We start from the raw sequence: 16,326 nt of genomic DNA on the forward strand, positions 1-16,326 counted from the left end.
GAGGCCCCCGAATTCATCGCGGCGGCATCCCCGGCAATGTCAGTGGCTCCTCGTAGTCTGATTCCACCTAGTTGAGGGGGTACGCCATGCACGTTCCATTCTGTTCAATCGTTCCGCCGTATCTGTTGCGGCGGCTGGCGCAGCAGGATGCGCCGGAGTTCTCGTCCGCGGCAAGCGCCGCCCGGAAAGCCCTGGGGCACGTCGAATCATTCCAGGCTGCACGGTCACTGGCTGTGCCGGCCCTCCCACCAGGCCTCCGGCAGGTAAAGCCGGGGCCGGTCAACCGCGCCATCTACGACGCCGGCGGCGACGAAACCCTCCCCGGCAGGCTCGTCCGCAAAGAAGGCGGACCTGTCGCCAGCGATCCCGCTGCCGATGAGGCCTATGACGGGCTGGGATCAACCCACCGGCTGTATGCCGACGCCTTCGGACGCGATTCGGTGGACGGACGCGGGTTGAAGCTGGACGCCACCGTGCACTTCGGGAAGCTCTATGACAACGCCTTCTGGAACGGCAGCCAGATGGTCTTCGGTGATGGCGACGGCGACGTCTTTGAGCGCTTCACCAAATCCGTGAGCGTCATCGGACACGAACTGGCCCACGGCGTCACCCAATACTCGGCCGGGCTTGTGTACCGGAACCAGGCGGGCGCCCTGAATGAATCCATGTCCGACGTCTTCGGCGCGCTCGTGGAGCAGTACGCCAAGAACCAGACCGCCGCGCAGGCCAGCTGGCTGATCGGGGAAGGCCTCTTCACATCCAAGGTCCAGGGGCAGGCCCTGCGGTCCATGAAAGCCCCGGGGACGGCGTACGACGACGACGTGCTGGGCAAGGATCCGCAGCCCGACTCGATGGACTCCTATGTCCGGACCAGTGCGGACAACGGCGGCGTCCACATCAACTCCGGCATCCCCAACCGCGCCTTCTACCTGGTGGCGGAAGCCTTGGGCGGCCACGCGTGGGATGCTCCGGGCCGCATTTGGTACGAGACCCTGACCAACGGTTCCCTCCGGGCCGCCGCCACGTTCACCGTCTTTGCCGGTGCCACGGTGCGCGCTGCGGCGGACCTTTTCGGCCCGGAGTCCCCGGAGCATGACGCTGTAGGGGCGGCGTGGGAAACTGTAAAGGTCAAGGTTTAACCACTGCCCCGGCTGCCCGGTCACTGGCTCCCGGGCCGTAAAGAAGTCCAGAGGCCAAGGCCATGAAGATCAAGGTGGAGCGCACCGGCGGGATCGCGGCGGTCACGCGCGTGTGGACGGTGGACGCCCAAACGGACAGCGACCTCAGCCAGTGGCAGCCCATCGTCGAAGCGTGCCCGTGGGATGCGGTTCCCAGCACTCCACGGGCAGCCGCCGCGGCCTTCGAGGCGCCCCAGCCGGACCGCTTCATCTACTCCATCACGGCAGGGCAGCGCAGGGCCGCCCTGCCGGAACATGCCCTCACCGGCCCGTGGCGCATTTTGGTAGACACCGCCCGGGCCGCCGCTGAGGAAGCCGCCGGCGGATCCCGTCCCGGGGCGGGGGCCAGCGGTCCTGCCTGAGGGCGTCTGCAGGCGGGAGCCGAATGAGGGCCGCTCCCCGCGGCAGTAGACTGTCTGCAGCCATGACTTTTCATATTTCCTATCCCGCCGAGCTGCCGGTTTCCGAGCGCCGCGAGGACCTGATGGCCGCGATCGCCGCCAACCAGGTGACCATCATCGCCGGCGAGACCGGCTCCGGAAAGACCACCCAGATTCCCAAGATGTGCCTTGAACTGGGACTGGGAGAGAAGGGCCTGATTGGGCACACCCAGCCCCGGCGGCTGGCGGCCCGGACGGTGGCAGAACGCATCGCGGAGGAACTGGGCGTGGACATCGGCCAGGAGGTGGGCTTCCAGGTCCGCTTCACGGGCGAGGTAAGCAAGGCGACCAAGGTCAAACTCATGACCGATGGCATCCTGCTCGCCGAGATCCAGCGGGACAAGCTGCTGCGCAAATACAGCACCATCATCATCGACGAGGCCCATGAGCGCAGCCTCAACATCGACTTCATCCTGGGCTACCTCAAGCGGATCCTGCCCCAGCGGCCGGACCTGAAGGTCATCATCACCTCGGCCACCATCGATCCCGAACGGTTCGCCAACCACTTTGGCACCCCGGAAGACCCGGCCCCCATCGTTGAGGTCTCCGGCCGGACGTACCCCGTGGAAATCCGCTACCGTCCGCTCTCCCAGCCGAAGGCGGACGAAGAGGAAGCATCGGACGATGAACTCGAGGAGGACCGCGACCCCCTTGACGCCGTCTGCGATGCCGTGGACGAGCTCGCAGCGGAGGCGCCCGGTGACATCCTGGTGTTCTTCTCCGGTGAGCGGGAGATCCGGGACGCCGCTGAAGCCCTGCAGGCACGAATCCAGTCCAACCGCCGGCTGGCCAACACCGAGATCCTCCCCCTGTTTGCCCGCCTGAGCCTGCAGGAGCAGCACAAGGTGTTCCACCCTGGCAGCAAGCGCCGGATCGTGCTGGCCACCAACGTGGCGGAAACGTCGCTGACCGTACCGGGCATCAAGTACGTCATCGACACCGGCACGGCCCGCATCTCCCGCTACTCGCACCGCACCAAGGTCCAGCGCCTGCCCATCGAACGCGTGTCGCAGGCATCGGCCAACCAGCGCTCGGGCCGTTGCGGCCGCGTGTCAGACGGCATCGCCATCCGGCTGTACTCCGAGGAGGATTTCGAGTCGCGGCCCCGGTTCACGGACCCGGAAATCCTGCGGACCAACCTCGCCGCCGTCATCCTCCAGATGACCGCCATGGGCGTGGCAAGAGGCCCCAAGGACGTTGAGGACTTCCCCTTCGTCGAACCGCCGGAAACCCGGGCCATCAACGACGGCGTCACCCTCCTGCGTGAGCTGGGCGCCCTGGCTCCCCCACGCACCCAGGGCAACGGCGGCACTCCTGAAGCAGCCGGCGGCCGGGGCGGACCGAAAGGCGGCGGCCTCACCGCCGTCGGACAGCAACTTGCCCAGCTGCCTGTCGATCCGCGCCTGGGCCGCATGATCGTGGAAGCGGGAAAGCGCGGCTGCGTCCGGGAAGTCATGGTCCTGGCGGCCGCGCTCACCATCCAGGACCCGCGCGAACGGCCCACCGACAAGCAGCAACTGGCCGCGGAAAAGCACAACCGCTTCCGGGACGAAAACTCGGACTTCACCGGCTACCTCAACCTCTGGAACTACCTGCAGGAGAAGCAGCAGGAGCTGTCGTCGTCGGCCTTCCGCCGGTTGTGCCGCGCCGAATTCATCAACTACCTGCGGGTCCGGGAATGGCAGGATCTCTTCGCGCAGCTGCGCCAGCTGGCCCGGCCGCTGGGGATCAGCCTGGACAACAAGCGCGTGGCGGATCCCGTGGGCAACCACGACGGAATCCACATCAGCCTGCTCTCCGGCCTCCTAAGCCACATCGGCATCCTGGACGAGCGCAAGCGCGAATACGCCGGCGCCCGCGGCAGCCGCTTCGCGATTTTCCCCGGATCCGCCCTGTTCAAGAAGTCCCCCACGTTCGTCATGGCAGCCGAGTTGGTGGAAACCAGCCGGCTGTGGGCCAGGGTGGCCGCCAGGTTCGATCCCGTCTGGGCCGAACAGGTGGCACCGGACCTCGTCAAGCGCAGCTACAGCGAACCCCACTGGTCCACCCGGCAGGGTGCGGTGATGGCCTATGAAAAAGTCACCCTGTATGGCGTTCCAATCATCGCCCAGCGGCGAATCAACTATGGCCGGGTGGACCCGGTGGTGGCCCGGGAACTGTTCATCAGGCACGCCTTGGTGGAGGGTGACTGGAAAACCCACCACAAGTTCTTCCACCGCAACCGCGCGCTCCTGCACGAGGTGGAGGAGCTCGAGGCCCGCATGCGCCGTCGCGACCTGCTGGTGGATGATGAGACGTTGTTCGAGTTCTACGATGCCAGGATCGGCCCCGATGTGGTCTCCGAGCGGCACTTCGACAAGTGGTGGAAGGACGCCCGCAGGGAGAATCCGGATCTCCTGGACTACGACAAGTCGCTGCTCCTGAGCGACGACGCCGATGACCTGGACGTGTCCGCCTACCCGAAGACCTGGCTGCACAAGGGCTTCGAGCTTCCGTTGACATACGAGTTCCATCCGGTGGCACCGGGCTCGCCGCCCAACCCGTCGGACGGCGTCACGGCAGAAGTTCCTGTCCTGTTCCTCAACCAGCTTGATGACGCCCCGTTCCGCTGGCTGATTCCCGGCCAGCGCGTTGAGCTGGTGACTGCCCTGATCAAGTCGCTGCCCAAGCAGATCCGGAAGAACTTCGTCCCCGCCCCCGATGTTGCCCGGCAGGCGGTGGCGTTGCTGGAGTCGGACTTCGATCCCGCAAAGGATGAGCTGGAGCCTTCGCTGGAGCTTGCGCTGCGGCGGATCCGCGGCGCGGTCATCCCACCGGGCTCCTGGAACTGGGACGCCGTTCCTCCGCACCTGCGGGTGAGTTTCAAGGTGGTGGACAGCCACGGCAAGGTGCTGGGCGAGGGAAAGGACCTCGCCGGGCTCCAGGAGCAACTTGCCCCCGCCACCCGGCGGGCCATTGCCGAGTCGCTCGGTGCCACCCCGGCCTCCACCGCGCCCGGCGCGGGCAGTAAAGCACAGCGCCGGGATGGTAAGGCGTCCGACGGCGGCCCGCCGGCCCGTCAGCAAGGCGCCGGGGTGCCGGGGGCCTCCTCCGCGGCAGGGTTCGTGGAGCAGGAAGGCCTTACCGAATGGAGCTTCGGCACCATCGAGCGCCAGGTGAGCAGCATGGTCAAGGGCCACACGGTTACCGGTTATCCGGCGCTCGTGGACCAGGGCAGGTCCGTGTCGCTGCGTGTGTTCCAGACGGCTGAGGAACAGCTCGACGCCATGCGCGGCGGTGTGATCCGGCTGCTGGCACTGCGCGTCCCGGCGCCGGACCGCTACGTCCTGGAGCACCTGAGCAACACCGAAAAGCTCACGTTCAGCCAGAATCCGCACGGGTCGGTGACGGCCCTTATCGCCGACTGTGCACTGGCGGCCATCGACAAGCTCACGCCCCCGGAACTTCCCTGGGACCGCCAGGGGTTTGACGGTCTTTACGAGCTGGTGCGCGCTGAACTGATCGACACCGTCTTCACGGTCACGGCCGTCGTCGAGCGAATCCTTGCCAGCACCCGCCGGATCGAAAAGCAGCTCAAGGGCACCACCAGCCTTGCCCTGATCAGCGCGCTGAACGACATCAAGAGCCAGCTGGAACAACTCGTGTACCCGGGTTTTGTGGCACGCACGGGCTACGCCCAGCTCAGCCAGCTCCCGCGGTACCTGTCGGCCATCGAGAAGCGGCTGGAACGCCTGCCCGGTAACGTGCAGCGGGATGCCCTGAACATGGCAGTGGTCCAGCGGCTCGAGGACGACTATGACGATGCCTTATCGGCACTGCTGCCCGGCCGGCGTGCCGGACGGGAGTTAACCCAGGTGCGCTGGATGATCGAGGAGCTCCGGGTAAGCCTGTTCGCCGTGGAGCTGGGGACGGCCTATTCGGTGTCCGAGAAGCGAATCCGGGCCGTGCTCAACAAGGCACTCGCCCCGGCATGAGTGCCCCGGCATGGGTGCCTCTCATGAGAGTGCCCGGCCTCCCGGGCCGGGCACCCAGGGGACATCACGCAGTCAGGCCGCGGGAACGAATTCCCCGTGGCCGGCCGCCCGTAGGCCTTCGCGCAGCTTTTCGGCGTTGGCGTCCAGCACCGCGGGGTCCGGGTTCTGGTCCGCGGAGCCAAAATCGAAGTCGGCCATGCTTTGTGAGGGCCACACATGCACATGCAGGTGGTTGATCTCGTAGCCCGCCACGATCAGGCCGGCGCGCCGGGCGCCGAAAATGTCCACCTGGACCGCACCGATCCGCCGTGCCACTTCCATGACCCTGGCGAGGGTCTCCGGCGAGGCGTCCGTCCAGCGGTCCACTTCCTCGGTGGGAACCACCAGGGTATGTCCGTCGGCAAGAGGGCCGGTGGTAAGGAACGCCGAAACGTCGTCCTCGCGCCATACGAACCGGCCCGGAATCTCGCCCTTCAGGATCTTGGTGAAAAGCGTGCTCATGCGTCTGCCTCCTCGGCGGCTGCCTGCAGTGTGCTGGTGTCCAGCACGAACCGGTACTTTACGTCTCCAGCGACCATCCGGTCGTAGGCATCATTGAGCTGGCCGGCGGCCACCAGCTCGATGTCGGCCACCACGCCGTGCTCGGCGCAGAAGTCCAGCATCTCCTGCGTTTCGGCGATGCCGCCAATCAGCGACCCCGCATAGGCGATCCGGCGCCGGATCAGGGCGCCCGGGTTGACGGGCGGCATGGCCTCGGAAGGCAGTCCAAGCTGGAACAGTGCACCGTCCACGCGCAGGGTGCGGAAGAAGGGATTCAGGTCGTGCGGGGCCGCAACGGTATCGATGATGAGGTCGATGGTGCGGTTCGCGGCGTCCATGGCGGCCTCGTCCCGGGACAGGACAACTTCGTCCGCCCCCAGTTCCAGGGCGGCCGGAACTTTTGACTCCGAGGTGGTGAAGACCACCACCTTTGCCCCCATGGCCTTGGCCAGCTTGACGGCCATGTGGCCCAGGCCCCCAAGCCCCACAACGCCCACCACGTCGCCTTCCTCGACATCGAAGTGCCGCAGCGGCGAGAACGTGGTGACGCCGGCGCACAACAGGGGCGCGGTGGCGGCCGGATCCAGCGACTCCGGAACGCGGAGGACGTAGCGGCGGTCCACCACGATGGACGATGAATAACCGCCCTGCGTGACGGCGTCGCCGTTGCGGCGGTCCTTTGCACCGTAGGTGCCGGTCATCCCGTTTTCGCAGTACTGCTCAAGGCCGTCGAGGCAGCTTTCGCACTCGCGGCAGGAGTCCACCATGCAGCCCACGCCCACCCGGTCGCCCACGGCGAAGTCGGTGACATTCGAACCGGTCCTGCTGACGGTGCCCACGATTTCGTGGCCGGGCACCAGGGGGTATGTCTGGCCGCCCCATTCTCCGCGGGTGGCGTGCACATCCGAGTGGCAGAGCCCGCAGAACTCGATGGCGATCTCCACGTCGTCCGCTTTGGGAGCGCGCCTGGCAACTGTCAGCGGCACCAGCCCGCTGTCTCCGGACACTGCACCATAGGCTGCGGCGCGCACACCGGCGCCTCCGGCTGCGGTTCCTGTGGACGTGGCGTCATCAGCGGGTGAAATGGGATTGGCAAGGGGCGGTGGTACGGGACGTCCTGGTGTCATAGTGCGACGCTACCCCCGGTTGCGCCGGAGTTTCCAGCCGGGGCGGCGCCGTGGCCCGGTTCCGGGCCCGTGGCAACCGGCAGGTCCGGGCGGTTTGACCACTCCGAGAAGGAGCCCGGGTAGAGGGCAGCGGAGAACCCGGCGAGTTCCAAGGCGGCGACCTCGTGGGCTGCCGTGACGCCGGAGCCGCAGTAGACGGCGACCGGCCGGCTGTCCTTGACGCCGAGGGATTCGAACCTCCGCCGCAGTTCCGCAGGTGGCAGGAACCGCCCGGTGCCGTCCACGTTCGCAGTGGTGGGGGCGCTGACCGCGCCAGGGATGTGGCCGGCGCGGGGATCAACCGGTTCGATCTCTCCCCGGTACCGCTCCCCCGCCCTCGCGTCGAGCAAAAGGCCGCTGTGCGGCCAGGCGGCGGCAGCACCGGCGTCGACCACGGACATCTGCCCGCTTCCCAGCTGAACGTCACCGGGGGCGGGATGGACTGGGCCCTCCTCAAGCGGCAGGCCGGCGGCACGCCAGGCGCCCAAACCGCCGTCGAGCAGGTAAGCCCCGGTGAAGCCGGCTTCGCGCAGCATCCACCACAGCCTGGCCGCCGCCATGTTCGCGCTGTCATCGTAGGCAACCACAACGTCGCCGTTCCGAATGCCCCAGCGGCGGGCGGACTCCCGGAACTGGCTGCGGGACGGCAGGGGGTGCCGCCCCCGGTCCGGGACTGCCGGGTCTGAAAGCTCCGTGGCCAGGTCCACGAACACCGCGCCGGGCAGGTGCTCCGCAAGGTAGTGATCATGGCCGTGCGGATCGCCCAGCACCCAGCGCACATCCAGCAGCACCGTCCGGTGCCCTGCGGCAAGCCTGGCTTCAAGGCCGGGGACGTCAATCAACGGCTTCATGGTGCTCCTCCTGCGCAATTTGGGCTTTCATTGCCGGCGCGGCCAGCGCCCCAGCTGCCCAGCCAACGGTCCAACTCTAGACGGGCAACCCCTGCTGCCGCGGGTAGGCTGGTGCGGTGAGGATCGAAGGCAGCACCGGCACGGGCAGCGGTGGAACGGACCGGGACTGGGCTGACCGGGCCATCCGCACCATCAGGGCGGAGAACAACCGCTCGGCGGACACGCACCTTTACTCCGTGGACCTGCCGGAGCACTGGGGCATCCAGCTGTACCTCAAGGACGAGTCCACGCACCGTTCCGGCAGCCTTAAGCACCGGCTGGCAAGGTCGCTGTTCCTGTTTGGGCTGGTCAACGGCTGGATCCGGGAGGACACCACCATCGTGGAGGCCTCCAGCGGCAGCACGGCGGTATCGGAGGCGTACTTCGCCCAACTGCTGGGGCTCCCTTTCGTCGCCGTGATGGCACGCACCACCAGCCCGGAAAAGATCGCGCTGATCGAAAAGTTCGGCGGTTCCTGCCTGCTGGTGGAGAACGCATCCGACGTCTACGCGGCGGCAGAAGAGGTAGCTGCCACCTGCAACGGCCACTACATGGACCAGTTCACCTTCGCGGAGCGGGCAACGGACTGGCGCGGCAACAACAACATCGCCGAATCGATCTTCGGCCAGCTCAGCCTGGAGCCGTGCCCGGTGCCGGACTGGATCGTGGTGGGCGCGGGCACCGGGGGAACCAGCGCCACGATCGGCCGGTACCTGCGGTATCACAGCCATCCCACCAGGCTGCTGGTGGTGGACCCGGAAAACTCCGCGTTCTATCCCGGCTGGCTGGGGGAATCAGCCGGACAGCCCACCGGCCTGCCCTCCCGGATCGAAGGCATTGGCCGGGCGCGGATGGAGCCAAGTTTCATTCCCACGGTAATCGACAGGATGGTGCAGGTGCCGGATGCGGCCTCTGTCGCTGCGATGCGGCACCTGGACTCCTTCGCAGGCCTGCACGCCGGCCCGTCCACCGGCACCAACCTGTGGGGGGTCTGGCAGACAATTGCCGGCATGCTGTCGGAAGGCCGCCGGGGCAGCGTCGTGTCGTTGATGTGCGACGGCGGCGAACGCTATGCGGGCAACTACTGGAACCAGGGCTGGCTGGACGGACAGGGGCTGGATCCGGCGCCGTATGAAGCGGTGATTGCGCGTTTCCTTGACACCGGGGAATGGACCGGGGCGGCCGGCCAGAGCTAGACCTCCACGGACTCGCGGGGTGCCAGGTGCCGGTATTCCGTGCCGTATTTGGCCCCAATCCGCTTGACGTGCCCTTCAACGATGCCCAGGCCGTTGTCGTTGAGCAGCCCGTCGTGGATCTGGAACGCCCGCGGCGCCCGCACCCCGATCACAAAGTCCACTACCTCGGCGGACTTGCTCCAGGGGGCATGCAGCGGAACCAGGAGTGTCTGGACCTTGATGCCGTCCGGGATGATGAACGAGTCCCCCGGGTGGTACAAGTTGCCGTCCACCAGGAAGCCGATGTTGGCCACCAGCGGGATCTGGGGGTGGATCAGGGCATGCTGGCCGCCGAAGCTGCGGATGTCGAAGCCCGCTGCCTGGAAGGAAGAGCCAGGTTCCACGGTGTGGACACGGTCAGCGGCACCGGGAGCTTCCTCCCGCAGCTGGCGCGCAACGCCCTCGGGAGCGTGCAGCTCTAGGTGCTGGTTGGCTTGGAGGGCTTCCACCACAGCCTTGGTGTCAAGATGATCTGCGTGTTCGTGGGTCACCAGGACTGCCTGGGCCCCCGACAGCGCCTCGGCTGATTCGGAGAAGGTGCCGGGATCCAGGACCAGGACCCCGCCCTCCTTCTCGAGCCGGACGCAGGCGTGGGTGTATTTGGTCAGCTTCATAAGCGCCAGCCTAGGGTCCGTCCCGGAACGCTGTCCATGAGGCTCTGACTGGTAATCTTGATGTTTGCCCCCCACGGAAGCGAGTTCGTCCATGCCGATCGGCGTCAAGGCTGATTCCGCCGCCCCGTCCCCGGCAGGAGGCGGCAAGGAACAGCGCGTCACCAAGCAGCGCAAAGCCGTCAGCGCCGCGCTGGACCGTCTGGACGACTTTGTCAGCACGCAGGAGCTCTACCGGATCCTGCAGAACCAGGGCGTGTCTGTTTCGCTTGCCACCGCCTACCGGATCCTGCAGTCACTTGCCGATGAAGGCCTGGTTGACGTCCTTCGCAATGGCGACGGCGAGGCGGTGTACCGGCGCTGTGCGGTGACTGCGCACCACCATCACCTGCTGTGCAGGAACTGCGGAAAGGCGGTGGAGGTGGAAGCGCCCGCCGTCGAAACCTGGGCCGTACGCACGGCCGCACAGCACGGGTTCACTGAGGTGGACCACACGGTGGAGATTTTCGGACTGTGCCCGGACTGCACCGCCCTTAAGGCTGCCGGGAAGCTGTAAGGACCCGGCCGTTGATGCCCCGCGCCGCGCGCACCGAGCTGATAGCGCGGCACACCACGTAGATCAGGAACGATAACGTAGTGACGTAGGGGCTGATGGGGATCCGTCCGCCCAATGCCAGCAGAATTCCGCCCACCGTTGCAGTCACCGCGAAGACAACGCTCAGGACCACCGCCGCTACTGGCGTTGACGTGACCCGCAGCGCCGCAGCCGCAGGCGTAATCAGGAGGGCTAGCACCAACAGCGCGCCCACCACCTGGATGGACAGGGCCACAGTGACCCCCAGCAGGACCATGAAGACAAGGGCCAGGAAGCGGACCGGGACTCCCCGCGCCTCGGCGAGTTCGGGATCCACGCTGGCGAAGTTCAGCGGCCGCCAGATGGCCAACAGCACGATCATTACGACGACGGCTGTTCCGGCGAGCGCCTGGAGCTGGACGGTGTCCACGGAGACAATTTGCCCGGTGAGGAGCCCGAACTTGTTCGCGGCGCGGCCCTGGTACAGGGACAGGAACAGGATTCCGAGTCCCAGGCCGAATGGCATGATCACCCCGATGGTGGAGTTCTTGTCCCTGGCCCGGACTCCCATCAGGCCCAGAAGCAGTGCTGCCGCTACCGAGCCAATGAGCGAGCCAAAGACCACATCCGCGCCCACCAGCAGGGCGAAGGCGGCGCCCGCGAAGGAAAGTTCTGAGATGCCGTGGACCGCGAAGGCAAGGTCCCGCTTCATGACGAACGTGCCGACGAGGCCGCCAAGGAGCCCCAGGATGGCGCCCGCCCAGATGGAGTTCTGGACCAGGACCAGCAGTTCGCCGTAGTTGTCGAAGTTGAAGATGGCGCCCAGGATACTGTCGGCGTCCATTACGCCACCTCCCCTGCCAGGGCGTCGGCGTCGGCGTGGTGATGGGTGGTGGCATCGGGCAGGCCAACGACGACGATCCGCCCGTTGGCGTGGATCACTTCCACTTGGGTGCCATAAAGGTCGGAGAGCACTTCGGTGGTCATGACCTCGTCCGGTGTTCCCACCTTGAACCGCCCCCCGGCCAGGTACAGGACACGGTCCACGTACTCGATGATCGGATTAATTTCGTGGGTGACGAAGACAACGGCGCTGTTGTGCTCACGGCTTTGCTTGCTGATCAGTGCACTCACTGCCTGCTGGTGGTGCAGATCCAGGGACAACAGCGGCTCGTCACAGAGCAGGACCTGGGGGTCGGTGGCCAGGGCCTGTGCCACCCGGAGCCGTTGCTGCTCGCCGCCGGAGAGCTGCCCTACCGGGACGTTGGCGTAGTCGGAGGCTCCCACCAGTTCCAGGAGCTGGTCCACCTGGCGCTTTGTCTTGGCCGACGACAGGCGCACGCCCCAGCGGTGGCCATCGACCCCCAGTGCCACCAGGTCGCGGGCCCGCATGGGCGTATCCGGCGCAAAGGATTTTTGCTGGGGAATGTAGCCGATCAGGCTGCTGCCGCGCTCCACGGGCCGCCCGCCCAGCGATGCCTGTCCCGAGTGCAGCTTCTGCAGGCCCAGCAGGACTTTGAGGAAGCTGGTCTTGCCGCTGCCGTTGGGACCCAGCACGGCGAAGAACTCGCCGGGCTTGATGTCCAAGTCCAGGTCCTCCCAGAGCGTGCGCTGGCCGAACTTGAGGCACGCCCCTTTGAGGCTGACGACGGATTTCACCTGTTTGTCTCCAGAACCTTGCTGATGTTGTTCACATTGTCCGTCATCCACTGCAGGTAGGTCTTGCCTTCGGGCAGGGTCTCGGTAAAGTCCACCACGGGCACGCCGGCGGTTTCAGCCGCCTTCTTAAGCGCTTCCGTCTGCGGGCCTTCAGTCTGGGCGTTATAGGCCAGCAGCCGCACCGCTTTGGAAGCGACCAGGTCAGTGGCTTCCTTCATGGCGGCGGGCGGCACGTCACTGCCTTCCTCTATTGCCGCAGTGTATTGCCCGGGTGTGGCGTTCTTCAGGCCTGCATCTTCGAGCAGGTAGAGCGGAACAGGCTCGGTCACTGCAACCTCGCCTCCGGCTGCGGTGCCTTTCAAGGCGTCCAGCTTACTGCTGAGACCCGACAGGGAGGACTTGAAGGACTCGGCATTGGCCTTGAACGTGGCAGCAGAACCGGGGTCCAGGGCGCCGAGCTTGCCCGCGATGCCGTCGGCCATGCGCCCCATTGCAGGCAGGCTGTACCAGACGTGTTCATTGAAGTCGCCGTGGTCATGCCCGTCCGTGGCGCCTGGAGCCGCGCTTGCAGCCTCCCCCGTCACAACAGGTGTGGCTTCTTCCGGGTGGGCAAGGCCGGAGACTTCGGCGGCGGTCAGCACCGATCCGCTGTCCACCTTGCTGCTCTCCACCAGGGTATGGAGGAAGTCGTCATAGCCGCCGCCGTTTTCGATGACCAGCTGCGCCTTGGACACAGCCAGCCGGTCCTGGGCGGTCGCCTCGTAGGAGTGCGGATCCTGGCCGGCGTTATTGATGATGGCGGTCACTTTGACCCTGTCCCCGCCGATGGTCCGGGCGATGTCACCGTAGACGTTTGTTGAGGCCACCACGTGGATGCCCTGCGCCGGGTCCGCGGTTTGCGACGGCTGGGCGCTGCAGGCACTGAGCAGGAAGCCAAGGCCCGTAAGGGCGGCAAGGAAAAAGCTGGCAGCGGCTGGACGGCGCACGAAAAACCTCGGTTCAGACAGGTGGGCGGGACAACACTGCCAGCCTATACCTAAATGCGAATGATTCCTATTTAGGTTCCTGTACGGCTTGTGGAAGGGCCGCTGCGGGGCGCCGCTGCTGATCGGGAGGGCGCCCCACGGTGTCAGTTTCCGTTCGGTTGGCCCAGCCGGCGGATCCCCCTGGCTTGCGTCGCGTCCCGGATCTCGCCGACGAGCTGTTCAATGACGTCCTCAAGGAAGAGGACACCCCGCGTGTTGCCGTCCGGGCCGATCACGCGCGCAAGGTGGGATCCGGTGCGCTGCATGACGGACATGGCCTTTTCGATCTCATCACCCAGCGCAAGGTTTGCCAGGGACCGGACCTGGCTCTCGGCAATGGGCAGCTCGTAGGCGGACTCAGGAATGGACAGGACGTCCTTGACGTGGAGGTAGCCGTAGAGCATGTCCTCGTCATCAAGCATGGGGAACCGTGAGAAACCCGTGCGGCTGACGGCCTTCTCAAACTCCACGGGGGTGGTGGAGGCCCCGAGCATGACGAGGTTTCCCAGCGGCACCATGATGTCCTCCGCCGTGTGCTCCGAGAACTCGAGCGCACCGGTGATGAGCCCGGCGTCGTCGTCCACCAACCCGTGGCGGGTTGACTCCTGGACGATCGACTGCACCTCCTCCAGCGTGAACGAGGACGTCACCTCGTCCTTGGGCTCGATCCGCATCACTTTGAGGATGTGGTTGGCCGACCAGTTGAGGACTGAGATCACGGGGTGGACCAGCCGGGAGATGAACAGCAGCGGCGGGGCCAGGACCAGCGCGGCTTTGTCCGCCACGGACACCGAGATGTTCTTGGGCACCATCTCGCCGAACGTCACGTGCAGGAAGGTCACCACCATCAGGGCCACTGCAAAGGCTGCCACATCAGCCGCTTCTGCCGGCAGTCCCACCGTCTCGATGGGGACCGCGAGCAGGTGGTGGATTGCCGGCTCGGCCACCAGCAGGATCAACAGCGAACAGACCGTGATGCCCAATTGTGCACATGCCAGCATCAGGGAGACGTTCTCCATGGCGCGCAGGGTGGTCTGGGCACGCTTTGACCCGGCGTCTGCCAGGGGTTCAATCTGGCTGCGGCGCGCGGACATGATGGCGAATTCGGCGGCCACGAAAAAGGCATTGCCCAGCAGGAGGAAGCCCAGCCACAGTATTCCTGCCCAGTCGCTCATGGCTTGCTCCTGATATTGGCGTCCTGCCCAGTCGGTTCTTCCGCAGGGTGGAAGCAGATGCGGTCGATCCTGCGCCCGTCCATCCTGGTAACGCTGAGCGTTCCGCCGTTCACGGGGACGGTGTCGCCCACAGCTGCGATCCTGCCCAGCTTGCTCATGACGTATCCGCCCACGGTTTCATAGGCAGCTTCGTCCGGAACACTGAGGCCGGGAATATGCTCGGACAACTCATCCGGCCGAAGGAGCCCCGGGAAGTACCAGTCGCCGGAGGCACTTTGCAGGAGTCCCGGGCGGACTTTGTCGTGCTCGTCCGCCACCTCGCCAACAATCTCCTCCACCAGGTCCTCCAGGGTGGCAATCCCGGCGGTTCCGCCGTATTCGTCCAGCACTACCGCCAGCTGGAGGTTTCCCTCCCGAAGCTCGGCCAGCAGGGCATCCAGGTGGATGGTTTCGGGCACGCGCAGCACCTCGGTCATGATGGCGCCCGCTTCAAGGTTTTGCCGGCGTTCCCACGGAACGGCAACCGCCTTCTTGACGTGCACCAGGCCGCGGATGTCATCGGCCGAATCACCAATGACGGGGAACCGGGAGTAGCCGGTCCTGCGCGCCGCATCCACGACGTCGGAGACCGGCTGGTCCGCATCGATCGTCTCCAGCCGGATGCGGGGGGTCATGACGTCGGCAGCCGTCCGGGTGGAGAAGTTCAGGGTGCGGGCAATGAAGTTGGCCGTCCCGGCGTCGAGCGTTCCCATCGCCGCGGACCTGCGGACCAGTGAAGCGAGCTCTGCCGGCGTCCGCGCCCCGGAAATTTCCTCCTTGGCTTCGAGGCCAAAGACGTGCAGGACCTTGTTGGAAAATCCGTTGAGGACCAGGATGGCCGGCTTGAAGATCGTAGTGAAGACCAGCTGTGGCCCGGCCAGCGCCCGGCCCACGGGAAACGCCAGCGCGATGGCCATGTTTTTTGGCACCAGCTCACCCAGGAGCATGGACAGCAGCGTAGCGAGCACCATCGCCAGGATGAGTGAGACGGACTCCAGTGCCACTTCAGGAAGTCCGACGGCGGCCAGGGGCGCCTTGAGCAGGCGGCCTACCGATGGTTCCATCACGTAACCGGTGAGCAACGTAGTCAAGGTGATGCCGAGCTGGCAGCTGGACAGCTGGGTTGACAGTGACTTAAGGCAGGCGAGCAACGGCGCGGCGCCGGTGTCGCCGTCGTCGATGGCGCGCTGGACGGTGGACTGGTCCAGGGCGATGAGGGAGAACTCGACGGCCACGAAGAACCCGGTGCCGGCGATCAGCAGCAAACCTGCTGCGAGGAGGAGCCATTCCATTCAGCATCCCGCCCGGGGTGCTGAAACGGGCAGAAGCGGGGTGGAAAAACTGTTTCGTCCCGGCGGAGGATGATCGGCGGATACCGACGCCTGGTCCGTGCGGGTTGCGGCAAGCTGGGCCGTTGGCTGGTGATGGGCGCGTTGTCGGGGTTTGCCGGCTCTGGGGGCGGACTGCGCGGCGCTGCTCTTCGAGCTCCGCTGACAGCGCCCAGGCCGGCACCTAGATTTACTGTCCATAAGAATTTCAGTCTACAGGAGCGGCCCCATGCCGGACGCGTGGCGGGGCGGGCGGAAGCGCCCGCCTTGCCTGCCTCAGCGGCACCTGTGCTGCCGCTCCGGCGGCCCCTGTCGGACCGCCTGCGGCTGCCATATTTGGGCCCTGGTTCGTCACTTCATGATTTGAGTCACCCTTATTGGCAGTTAACACAGAATGCTCACTAGACTTGCAAAGGTCCGGGTTCAGAGGACGCAGAGACTGGTTCGAACGTAGTGCTGAAGCACCGGGGGGCCAAAGAGAAATCAAACTCA

14 protein-coding genes are annotated in these 16,326 nt (G+C 66.0%); 5 read left to right on the forward strand and 9 right to left on the reverse strand.

Features of this window, described 5'->3' with window-relative positions; translation table 11 throughout:
• Positions 1-86: 86 nt before the first annotated feature.
• From ACTAQI_RS08630 to hrpA, 3 genes are all read left to right on the forward strand, one after another.
• Positions 87-1,139, forward strand: coding sequence for a M4 family metallopeptidase (locus ACTAQI_RS08630; protein ID WP_457950609.1), 1,053 nt, complete (start codon positions 87-89; stop codon positions 1,137-1,139).
• Between the two features lie 62 nt (positions 1,140-1,201).
• A complete protein-coding gene (locus tag ACTAQI_RS08635; RefSeq protein ID WP_457950610.1) occupies positions 1,202-1,540 on the forward strand; it encodes a protealysin inhibitor emfourin in 339 nt (112 codons plus the stop codon).
• A 62-nt stretch (positions 1,541-1,602) separates the two neighbouring features.
• Positions 1,603-5,592, forward strand: coding sequence for an ATP-dependent RNA helicase HrpA (gene hrpA, locus ACTAQI_RS08640; RefSeq protein ID WP_457950611.1), 3,990 nt, complete (start codon positions 1,603-1,605; stop codon positions 5,590-5,592).
• A gap of 72 nt (positions 5,593-5,664) precedes the next feature.
• On the opposite strand, the gene ACTAQI_RS08645 is transcribed toward hrpA, so the two are convergent.
• The 3 genes from ACTAQI_RS08645 to ACTAQI_RS08655 are packed head-to-tail and all read right to left on the reverse strand — an operon-like array spanning position 5,665 to position 8,149.
• Entirely contained in the window at positions 5,665-6,093 is a 429-nt protein-coding gene (locus ACTAQI_RS08645) for an HIT family protein (RefSeq protein WP_457950612.1), read from the reverse strand.
• Entirely contained in the window at positions 6,090-7,259 is a 1,170-nt protein-coding gene (locus tag ACTAQI_RS08650; protein WP_457950613.1) for an NAD(P)-dependent alcohol dehydrogenase, read from the reverse strand. Before ACTAQI_RS08650 ends, ACTAQI_RS08645 begins: the two co-directional genes overlap by 4 nt.
• On the reverse strand, positions 7,256-8,149 hold the full coding sequence (locus ACTAQI_RS08655) for a sulfurtransferase (RefSeq protein WP_457950614.1): 894 nt from the start codon (positions 8,147-8,149) through the stop codon (positions 7,256-7,258). Before ACTAQI_RS08655 ends, ACTAQI_RS08650 begins: the two co-directional genes overlap by 4 nt.
• Positions 8,150-8,265: 116 nt before the next feature.
• Here ACTAQI_RS08655 and ACTAQI_RS08660 point away from each other — a divergent pair, with 116 nt between their 5' ends.
• Positions 8,266-9,384: a PLP-dependent cysteine synthase family protein gene (locus ACTAQI_RS08660; protein ID WP_457950615.1), complete on the forward strand. Its 1,119-nt coding sequence runs from the start codon at positions 8,266-8,268 to the stop codon at positions 9,382-9,384.
• Here ACTAQI_RS08660 and ACTAQI_RS08665 read toward each other — a convergent pair.
• The gene (locus tag ACTAQI_RS08665) at positions 9,381-10,037 is read right to left on the reverse strand and encodes an MBL fold metallo-hydrolase (protein ID WP_457950616.1); all 657 of its coding nucleotides are present in this window, start codon (positions 10,035-10,037) and stop codon (positions 9,381-9,383) included. The two genes, ACTAQI_RS08660 and ACTAQI_RS08665, sit on opposite strands and share 4 nt — an antisense overlap.
• A gap of 91 nt (positions 10,038-10,128) precedes the next feature.
• Between ACTAQI_RS08665 and ACTAQI_RS08670 the strand changes: the two genes are divergently transcribed.
• On the forward strand, positions 10,129-10,590 hold the full coding sequence (locus ACTAQI_RS08670; RefSeq protein ID WP_457951022.1) for a Fur family transcriptional regulator: 462 nt from the start codon (positions 10,129-10,131) through the stop codon (positions 10,588-10,590).
• On the opposite strand, the gene ACTAQI_RS08675 is transcribed toward ACTAQI_RS08670, so the two are convergent.
• From ACTAQI_RS08675 to ACTAQI_RS08695, 5 genes are all read right to left on the reverse strand, one after another.
• Entirely contained in the window at positions 10,568-11,452 is an 885-nt protein-coding gene (locus ACTAQI_RS08675; RefSeq protein WP_457950617.1) for a metal ABC transporter permease, read from the reverse strand. The genes ACTAQI_RS08670 and ACTAQI_RS08675 overlap by 23 nt on opposite strands.
• Positions 11,452-12,267, reverse strand: coding sequence for a metal ABC transporter ATP-binding protein (locus ACTAQI_RS08680; RefSeq protein WP_457950618.1), 816 nt, complete (start codon positions 12,265-12,267; stop codon positions 11,452-11,454). The genes ACTAQI_RS08675 and ACTAQI_RS08680 overlap by 1 nt, the downstream gene beginning before the upstream one ends.
• On the reverse strand, positions 12,264-13,253 hold the full coding sequence (locus ACTAQI_RS08685) for a metal ABC transporter solute-binding protein, Zn/Mn family (protein WP_457950619.1): 990 nt from the start codon (positions 13,251-13,253) through the stop codon (positions 12,264-12,266). The genes ACTAQI_RS08680 and ACTAQI_RS08685 overlap by 4 nt, the downstream gene beginning before the upstream one ends.
• A 143-nt stretch (positions 13,254-13,396) precedes the next feature.
• The gene (locus tag ACTAQI_RS08690; protein ID WP_457950620.1) at positions 13,397-14,467 is read right to left on the reverse strand and encodes a hemolysin family protein; all 1,071 of its coding nucleotides are present in this window, start codon (positions 14,465-14,467) and stop codon (positions 13,397-13,399) included.
• Positions 14,464-15,798, reverse strand: a complete 1,335-nt coding sequence (locus ACTAQI_RS08695; RefSeq protein WP_457950621.1) for a hemolysin family protein — start codon at positions 15,796-15,798, stop codon at positions 14,464-14,466. The genes ACTAQI_RS08690 and ACTAQI_RS08695 overlap by 4 nt, the downstream gene beginning before the upstream one ends.
• Positions 15,799-16,326: the final 528 nt, after the last annotated feature.

It is taken from the genome of Pseudarthrobacter sp. alpha12b (assembly GCF_054130495.1).

Excerpts from the sequence above, each read along its gene's own strand:
- ACTAQI_RS08665 (WP_457950616.1), bottom strand. The coding sequence starts at position 10,037 with ATGAAGCTGACCAAATACACCCACGCCTGCGTCCGGCTCGAGAAGGAG.
- ACTAQI_RS08635 (WP_457950610.1), top strand. The coding sequence starts at position 1,202 with ATGAAGATCAAGGTGGAGCGCACCGGCGGGATCGCGGCGGTCACGCGC.
- ACTAQI_RS08670 (WP_457951022.1), top strand. The coding sequence starts at position 10,129 with ATGCCGATCGGCGTCAAGGCTGATTCCGCCGCCCCGTCCCCGGCAGGA.
- ACTAQI_RS08695 (WP_457950621.1), bottom strand. The coding sequence starts at position 15,798 with ATGGAATGGCTCCTCCTCGCAGCAGGTTTGCTGCTGATCGCCGGCACC.
- ACTAQI_RS08645 (WP_457950612.1), bottom strand. The coding sequence starts at position 6,093 with ATGAGCACGCTTTTCACCAAGATCCTGAAGGGCGAGATTCCGGGCCGG.
- ACTAQI_RS08690 (WP_457950620.1), bottom strand. The coding sequence starts at position 14,467 with ATGAGCGACTGGGCAGGAATACTGTGGCTGGGCTTCCTCCTGCTGGGC.
- ACTAQI_RS08675 (WP_457950617.1), bottom strand. The coding sequence starts at position 11,452 with ATGGACGCCGACAGTATCCTGGGCGCCATCTTCAACTTCGACAACTAC.
- ACTAQI_RS08655 (WP_457950614.1), bottom strand. The coding sequence starts at position 8,149 with ATGAAGCCGTTGATTGACGTCCCCGGCCTTGAAGCCAGGCTTGCCGCA.
- ACTAQI_RS08650 (WP_457950613.1), bottom strand. The coding sequence starts at position 7,259 with ATGACACCAGGACGTCCCGTACCACCGCCCCTTGCCAATCCCATTTCA.
- hrpA (WP_457950611.1), top strand. The coding sequence starts at position 1,603 with ATGACTTTTCATATTTCCTATCCCGCCGAGCTGCCGGTTTCCGAGCGC.
- ACTAQI_RS08630 (WP_457950609.1), top strand. The coding sequence starts at position 87 with ATGCACGTTCCATTCTGTTCAATCGTTCCGCCGTATCTGTTGCGGCGG.